General features: G+C 69.1%; 8 protein-coding genes and 1 pseudogene. 5 read left to right on the forward strand and 4 right to left on the reverse strand.

Annotation, left to right across the window (positions count from 1 at the left end; translation table 11 throughout):
• Positions 1–61: 61 nt before the first annotated feature.
• The 3 genes from D457_RS0128710 to D457_RS0128720 all read right to left on the reverse strand — a co-directional run bounded on the left by D457_RS0128710 (position 62) and on the right by D457_RS0128720 (position 3,288).
• Positions 62–1,780 carry a CocE/NonD family hydrolase gene (locus D457_RS0128710; protein ID WP_017584118.1) on the reverse strand — a complete coding sequence of 573 codons (1,719 nt, stop codon included), beginning with the start codon at positions 1,778–1,780 and terminating at the stop codon, positions 62–64.
• A gap of 52 nt (positions 1,781–1,832) precedes the next feature.
• On the reverse strand, positions 1,833–2,648 hold the full coding sequence (locus D457_RS0128715) for an oxidoreductase (protein WP_017584119.1): 816 nt from the start codon (positions 2,646–2,648) through the stop codon (positions 1,833–1,835).
• A 70-nt stretch (positions 2,649–2,718) separates the two neighbouring features.
• Positions 2,719–3,288 carry a TetR/AcrR family transcriptional regulator gene (locus D457_RS0128720; RefSeq protein ID WP_017584120.1) on the reverse strand — a complete coding sequence of 190 codons (570 nt, stop codon included), beginning with the start codon at positions 3,286–3,288 and terminating at the stop codon, positions 2,719–2,721.
• Between the two features lie 59 nt (positions 3,289–3,347).
• Here D457_RS0128720 and D457_RS0128725 point away from each other — a divergent pair, with 59 nt between their 5' ends.
• The 3 genes from D457_RS0128725 to D457_RS0128730 are packed head-to-tail and all read left to right on the forward strand — an operon-like array spanning position 3,348 to position 5,278.
• Entirely contained in the window at positions 3,348–4,277 is a 930-nt protein-coding gene (locus D457_RS0128725) for a haloalkane dehalogenase (RefSeq protein ID WP_017584121.1), read from the forward strand.
• Complete coding sequence (locus tag D457_RS36005) at positions 4,270–5,058, forward strand: TDT family transporter (protein ID WP_152514401.1); 789 nt, start codon at positions 4,270–4,272, stop codon at positions 5,056–5,058. Before D457_RS0128725 ends, D457_RS36005 begins: the two co-directional genes overlap by 8 nt.
• Positions 5,042–5,278 carry a hypothetical protein gene (locus D457_RS0128730; RefSeq protein ID WP_152514402.1) on the forward strand — a complete coding sequence of 79 codons (237 nt, stop codon included), beginning with the start codon at positions 5,042–5,044 and terminating at the stop codon, positions 5,276–5,278. Before D457_RS36005 ends, D457_RS0128730 begins: the two co-directional genes overlap by 17 nt.
• A 29-nt stretch (positions 5,279–5,307) precedes the next feature.
• Here D457_RS0128730 and D457_RS0128735 read toward each other — a convergent pair whose 3' ends face one another.
• Positions 5,308–5,667, reverse strand: a complete 360-nt coding sequence (locus D457_RS0128735) for a MerR family transcriptional regulator (RefSeq protein ID WP_017584123.1) — start codon at positions 5,665–5,667, stop codon at positions 5,308–5,310.
• Positions 5,668–5,848: 181 nt separating this feature from the next.
• Between D457_RS0128735 and D457_RS37610 the strand changes: the two are divergent.
• Positions 5,849–5,953: pseudogene (locus D457_RS37610) on the forward strand (nitroreductase); the annotation flags it as partial.
• Positions 5,954–6,023: 70 nt separating this feature from the next.
• Positions 6,024–6,851 (forward strand): NADPH-dependent F420 reductase, encoded by an 828-nt coding sequence (locus tag D457_RS0128740; protein ID WP_083926893.1) that lies wholly within the window; start codon positions 6,024–6,026, stop codon positions 6,849–6,851.
• Positions 6,852–6,877: the final 26 nt, after the last annotated feature.

Here is a 6,877-nt window from a genome sequence, read left to right on the forward strand (position 1 = left end):
GAAGGGCGAGACGGCGTCGGCTGTCTCGCCCGTGTGGATCCGGTGTCCGGACCGGGGCCGCCTACCGGACCGCGACCACCGGCAGGACGACGCGGGACGGCCGGGCCGGGTCATGGAAGACCCGCTGCCGGGCCACCCGGGCCGTGGTCGCGCTCTCCTCGGGTTCGCCCGTGTTGAGGTTGCGGTCCCAGCGCGGGAAGTTGCTGGAGGTGACCTGGAGCCGTATCCGGTGGCCCGCCCGGAAGACGATGCTGGTCGACCACAGGTCCACGGCGTGCTCGGCCGCCTCGCCCGGCGTGGCAGCGCGCACCCGCACGACGCCGTCGGCCACGTTGCGGGAGACACCGTGCTCGTCGACGTCGCACAGGCGCACTACCCAGTCGGTCGAGGGCCCGTCCGTGGCGGCGAAGAGCACCGCCCGGACCCGGCCGGTCACCTCGACGTCCTCGGTGAGCGGTTCGGTGGTGAAGACCAGGACGTCCTCGCGCGCCTCAACGGCCGCCTGGTCCAGAGGGCCGGGACGGAACTCCTCCGACATCAGGAGTGCGCCGCCGGTGGTGGGCACCGGGTCCATGGGGTCGTAGGTGAACTCCCCGACCCCTTCGGCGGTGGACGGGGGCTCACTGGTCAGGCGTCCGTCGGCGCGAAGGTGGAAGTCGGTGTCCACGGCCCGCGACAGGGGCCATTCGGTCTCCTCGCGCCACTCGTCGACCCCCATGGTGAACAGCAGCACCCGGCCCGTGTCCGGTTCGGGCCCGGACCCCGGCGCCCCGCCTCCACCCGCGCCCTCGACCCCGTCCGCCCCTGCACCGAGCACGCGCTGGAACCAGTCGAACTGCATGTCCTGCACGCGTCCCCGCAGGCCCATGAACTCGGAATTCGCGCCGAACCCGAAGTTGACGTCACCGACCACATGGCCCCAGTTGGTGTGGGTCCACGGGCCCATGACCAGCGTCGCGGACCGGCCGGCCCGGCGCATGGCGGTGAAGTTGTCGAGCGTGCCCTGGCTGAAGATGTCGTACCAGCCGCCGAGCTGGAAGGTGGGCAGGTCCACGTCGTCGTGCCGACCCGCCACGGTACTGGACCGCGCCCACTCGGGCTCCCGCCGGGAACGCTCGTAGCCCAGCTCGGGCAGGTTGTGCCGGGCGAACGCGGGAAACCGCCCGGCGGGCAGCTCCTCGTAGCCACCGCTCGCCAGGCCGTCCACATCCCGCACGAGAGCGGTGATGCCGTTGACGAGCCCGTCGAGGTCGTTGCTGTGCCGACGCATCAGGGTGTCGGCGCCCTGCATGAGCGACCAGGGCACGGTGATGCCGAGTTCGATCGCACCGCCGCGCGTCCACAGTCCGTCGTGCGGATCGGACCAGGTGATCAAGGGTGCGATCGCCTTCAGCTCCGGTGGCTTCGACAGCGCCGCCATCCACTGCGTGTTGCCGAAGTAGCTGCCGCCGCACATACCGACGGAACCGTTCGAGCCGGGCAGGGCAGCGGCCCACCGGACGGTGTCGTAGCCGTCGCTCTCCTCGTGCGTCAACGGCTCCCACTCGCCCTCGGAGGCGAACCGGCCACGCGTGTCCTGGATGACGACCATGAAGCCGCGCCTGGCCGCCGCGAGTGGGTCGAGCGTCATGGCCACCACCGGCGTCTGCTTGCCGTAGGGCAGCCGGGCCAGCAGCACCGGCCACGGCCCCGGGCCGCCGGGCCGGTAGACGTCCGCGCGCAACACCGTGCCGTCACGCATCTGCGCCGGAACGTCGGACTCGATCCGCGTCTCGGTCATGTACTGCTCCCTGTGGGTGTTCTGCTGGTGGGTGTGTCCGGGCGCGGGGGCGTCAGCCGGTCAACCCGGCGAGCTTGCGGATCTGCTTGTCGAAGACCCGGGCGGGAGCGAAGCGGAGCATACGCGCGCGTCCGGCCATGGGGCCTGCGGCGTAGCGCACCTTCGGCTTCGTGTCGGTCACGGCCTCGACGATCGCCTCGGCGACAACGGCGGGGTCGTCGCCGTCCTTGATCGCGTCCGCCATCAGGCGGTCGAAGGTGCTTCGCTGCCGCGCGTAGGCCTGCAGGGGCGTGTCGGGCTTGCCGCTGTTGGCCTCGAATCCGGTCCTGGTGTAGGCGGGTTCGACGAGCAGCGACCGGACACCGTGCTCCCGGACCTCGTGGTCCAGGGACTGGGTGTAGCCCTCGATCGCGTGCTTGGACGCGCCGTAGACGGCCATGTAGGGGGCGGGGATGAACCCCTGTACGGACGAGAGGTTGATGATGCGCCCGCGTCCCTGGGCGCGCATGTGCGGCAGGACTTCCTTCACCATGCGCATGACCCCGAAGACGTTGGTCTCGAAGACACCCTGGGCCTGCGCGACGGAGGTCTCCTCGGCCGCACCGATCGAGCCGATACCGGCGTTGTTGACCAGGACGTCGATCCGTCCGAACTTCTCGACCACCTGCCGCACCGCGTCGGTGACCGACGTGTCACTCGCCACGTCGAGGTCGACGAACGTGACTCCGTCGAGCAGGGTGACGCGTGAGGTGTCGCGACTGGTGCCGACGACGTCGAACCCCGCTGCGACCAGCCCGAGCGCGGTTTCCCTACCGATGCCGGACGACGCACCTGTCACAAGCGCCACCGGCCGATTCGTGGTCATCATGGACTCCCGCACTCATAGTGAAACCGATCGGTTTACCATTACAGTAAACCGATCGGTTTCCATGCGCAAGTCAGTGCACGCCACTCGCGTCCAGCAGGGTGGTCACCGTGGGCGTGATGAGCCCGGCCAGGTGGTCGGCCCGGATTCCCGCGCGGGCGCTGGCGCCGTCGAAGACCAGGCTGAGCTGCCGGGCCAGCAGGTCGGGGTCGCTCGCACCGCCCTGTTCGGCCTCGGAGCGGAAGAATTCGGTCAGGTTTGCCTTGATCCGGTGGGCCACCTGGCTCGCGGGGTGGTCCTGGTCCTTGAGTTCGATCTGCACGGCCAGGTAACGGCAGCCCCGGAACTCGGGGGCGGCGGACTGCGTCTCCACCTGCTCGAAGACGTGCAGGATCCGCTCGCGGGGAGAACGGCCGTCGTCCGCGTCGGGCAGGAGTCCGACCACGAAGGCGGAGGCACGTTCCTCCAGGCTCGCCGCCAGTAGGTGGTCCTTGCTGTCGAACAGCTGGTACAGGGAGCGCTTCGACACCCCCGCGGCCTTGCACAGCGCCTCGATGCCGATGCCGACACCGTCCTGGTAGGTGAGTGCGGCCGCCGCCTCCAGCAGGCGCTCTCTGGAACTTCGCTTCGCTTCGATGGTCATACTGCGAGATTATCCCGCTTCGGACGAGGTGGAAACCGATCGGTGTACACTGTGGCGCCATGGACATCGAACGAACACCGGACACGCGCTTCGAGGGACTCTCCGACTGGCCGTACGAGCCCCGGTACGCCACGGTCGGTGAGGGCCTGCGCATGCACTACGTCGACGAGGGGCCTTCCGACGGCCCGGTGGTGCTGCTCGCCCACGGCGAACCGACCTGGGGCTACCTCTACCGCAAGATGATTCCCGGCCTGGTGGCGTCCGGCCGCCGCGTCCTGGTCCCAGACCTGATCGGATTCGGCCGCTCCGACAAGCCGGTCGACACCGCCGCGTACACCTACGAGTCCCACGTCGCCTGGACCGGGGCCTGGCTGGACCAGCTCGGTCTCACGGACATCACCCTGTTCGGGCAGGACTGGGGCGGGTTCATCTTCCTCGTGCACGCCGGGCTCACGCCCGACCGGTTCGCGGCCGTTGTCGCCGCCAACACCGGCCTGGCCGCCCCCGAGGTCATGGCCGCGTTCACTCCGGAGCGGTTCGACCCCGCGGCCGCCGCGTTCCTGCGCTGGCTGGAGCAGTCCGAGTCGCCCGGCCTGACCGCCTCGTGGGCCGTCGGCAGCCCCGACAGCGCCCTCAACCAGACCGCCCACGTCCTCACCGAGGCGGAGGCGGCCGCTTACGACGCCCCCTTCCCGACCGAACGGCACTTCGCCGGCGCACGGCGGTTCCCGCAACTCGTACCGCTCGACGCCGCGGACCCGCCCGCCTCGATGCTGAGCCGCGCCTGGGCCGGACTGACAGCCTTCGACAAGCCGTTCCTCACCGCCTTCGCCGAACACGAGGACATCACGCTCGCGTTCGAGCGGCCCTTCCAGGACCACGTCCCAGGCGCGCAGGGACGGGATCACGTGAAGGTCCCCAACGCCGGTCACTTCCTGCAGGAGCAACAGCCAGAGCTATTGGTCGACGTCATCCTCAGCCTTGACTGACAACGGGCTGCGCGGCGACCCGGCGAAAGAACGCGATGGTCGGCATGAATCCGGTGAACATCTTCACCTCCTCCGGGTCGCGCCCGCCACGCCCGTCGGCGAACAGGTCGACTCCTTGCCCCGACCCGAGCGGAAGCTGACCTACTCGACGCTTGCCCTCGCTCTCCGCCTCGCCGGGGCAGGGGCCGCCTGGAGCGCTGCCGGCGCACGCTTCGGGGTGGCACCTGCGATCGGTGAGGTGCTCATTGCCGCGAGCGGCGCATGGTGGCTCGCGGTCGTCGTCGCACGTGCCCCCACGACCCCGAGCCGGTTTCGGTATCTGCTGGCTGACATGCGTCACCCCACCACGGGTCCGTTCCCCGCCTACGTTCCGATCGTCGCACTGCTGCTGACGATGCACTACGCGCACCACCTCCCTGCTGTGGCTGCCCGGGCGCTGTGTGTTCTGTGGGTCGCGATGCTCGCCCTCTGCGCGGCCCAGATGCTCGCGTTCTGGCTGAGCGGAGCACTGCGCCTCGAGCAGCTCCATCCCGGATATGCGCTGCCTGTCATCGCCGGCCCCTACATCGCGGCCATATCCCTGATGACTGTCGGAGATCGATCGGCCGCCATCGCGGCGGCTGGGTTCGGCACCTTTTGCTGGTTCGTACTGGGCAGCGTCCACGCGGCGTTCTCTGGCCCAGCGCCCGGAAGGGGCCTTCACGCGCACGGTGGCGAACCGGCCGGGCGAGCTGGTGCAGATCCGCACGACCCCGTTGGACGTGATGGCGGTGTTCGATGACGGGGTGACCGGGCGGATCTCGGCGACCTTCGTCTACGCCGGGATCGACGTTGAGGCCAAGGGGTTGCCCGCGACGGAGCAGTTGTGCGCCCGGCTGTCCCCGCTGGGGTTCGGCCACATCAACTTCCTGGGCTCCTACACCTTCCCCACCGACCCGAAGGTGGAAGTGACCCGCACGGGTGATCTGCCGGGGCAGCAGGACGGCACCAAGGCGCGATAGTCAACGGGCAGCCGTGGCTCAGGCGGTGTTCACTCGCCGCGCATGGCTTCCTCGGTTGCCTTGACCATGTCGCCCAGGGTCTGGCGTGCGCGTGCCAGCTCCTCCGCTTGGGTGTCGATGCGCTCGAGTTCGGAGACGAGCTGGCGCAGGACCTGCGGCGGGCAGCGCTCCCCGTTGTTCTTGATGTGTGGCAAGAGCGCGGCGATGGTCGTGCTGTTCATCCCCACAGCGAAGAACTGCCGGATCAACACCACGCGGCTCACGGCGTCCTCGCCGTAGTGGCGCTGCCCGCTGGCGCTGCGTTCGCTGGAGAGCATGCCCTGCTTTTCGTAGTAGCGCAGGGAACGCACGCTGGCCCCGGTCTGCTCAGCCAGTTCTCCGATCCGCATGAGCGGCCTCCGCCCCGATTTGCCCCTGACACCGATGTCAGGTCCTAGTGTAGCGGCGCGGCCACCGCGCACCACCAGGACGTGGTCGTGCGGTGTACGCGTGAACTGACCCTGCCCAGAAGGAACCGTTGTGCCTGACAGTCTCCGTGCCTTCTCGGGCATCGTGTGCTCTCGGCGCTCAGTGCGGGGTTTGCTCCCGGCCCCGGTGCCCGCGACCGACATCGGTGCGGTGCTGGAGGGCGCGCAGAAGGAGCCGTCCAACTGCAACACCCAGCCCTGGCCGGCGCACGTCGTCTCAGGCGCCTGCTCATGTTGCGGTCAGGTGTGTCGCCGACGTCCACCGCCGAGGCGTCGGCGTGAGAACAGCGTGGGGGCCGCTCAGTTCCGCTTCACCACAAACATCACCACGAAGGAGCTCCACTGTGAAGATCGGCATTATGGGAGTCGGACACATCGGCAAGACCCTGGCCCAGCGGTTGAGCGCTGCCGGACACGACGTGAAGGTGGCCAACTCGCGCGGCCCGCACACCATCGAGGCCGACGTGCTGACCTCGGGAGGGCGCGCGGTCGCGGCGGCCGAAGCCGTGGTGGACGTGGACGTCGTCATCCTGTCGATCCCCATGAACCGCCTTGCGCAGATCGCGCCGCTGATTGCCGGGGTGCCTGCTGAGACGGTTGTCATCGACACGTCGAACTACTATCCGATGCGTGACGACAGGATCACGGCCATCGAGGCAGGCCAGGTCGAAAGCCTGTGGGTGGCCGAACAACTGGGCCGACCCGTGGTCAAGGCATGGAACGCGATCGGTTCCGACTCCTTGGCCAGGAAGGACAAGCCCGCGGGAGACCCGGAGCGCATCGCCATCCCGATTGCGGCCGACAGCGACAGGGAGCGCGGTGTGGGGATGGCTCTCGTCGAGGACACCGGGTTCGACGCATTCGATGCCGGAACGCTTGCGCAGTCCTGGCGGCAGCAGCCAGGGGCGCCCTGCTACTGCACCGACCTCACCCGACACGAGATGCCGACCGCACTGGAGGCAGCAGATGCCGCACGCCTGCCCAAAAGGCGGGACCTGGCGGTCGCAGCGATCCAGGAAAGGGTCGGGGACACCGCGACCAACCCCGACGCGGAATACGGTGTCCGCCTGAGCCGGGCCCTGTACATGTCAACTACCCGTGGCTGAAGCCACGGGCTTGCAGGTAGGCGCCC

Origin of the sequence: Nocardiopsis valliformis DSM 45023 (assembly GCF_000340985.1) — a bacterium.
Lineage (GTDB): Bacteria > Actinomycetota > Actinomycetes > Streptosporangiales > Streptosporangiaceae > Nocardiopsis > Nocardiopsis exhalans.

Excerpts from the sequence above, each read along its gene's own strand:
- D457_RS0128710 (WP_017584118.1), bottom strand. The coding sequence starts at position 1,780 with ATGACCGAGACGCGGATCGAGTCCGACGTTCCGGCGCAGATGCGTGAC.
- D457_RS0128715 (WP_017584119.1), bottom strand. The coding sequence starts at position 2,648 with ATGATGACCACGAATCGGCCGGTGGCGCTTGTGACAGGTGCGTCGTCC.
- D457_RS0128720 (WP_017584120.1), bottom strand. The coding sequence starts at position 3,288 with ATGACCATCGAAGCGAAGCGAAGTTCCAGAGAGCGCCTGCTGGAGGCG.
- D457_RS0128725 (WP_017584121.1), top strand. The coding sequence starts at position 3,348 with ATGGACATCGAACGAACACCGGACACGCGCTTCGAGGGACTCTCCGAC.
- D457_RS0128730 (WP_152514402.1), top strand. The coding sequence starts at position 5,042 with ATGGCGGTGTTCGATGACGGGGTGACCGGGCGGATCTCGGCGACCTTC.
- D457_RS0128735 (WP_017584123.1), bottom strand. The coding sequence starts at position 5,667 with ATGCGGATCGGAGAACTGGCTGAGCAGACCGGGGCCAGCGTGCGTTCC.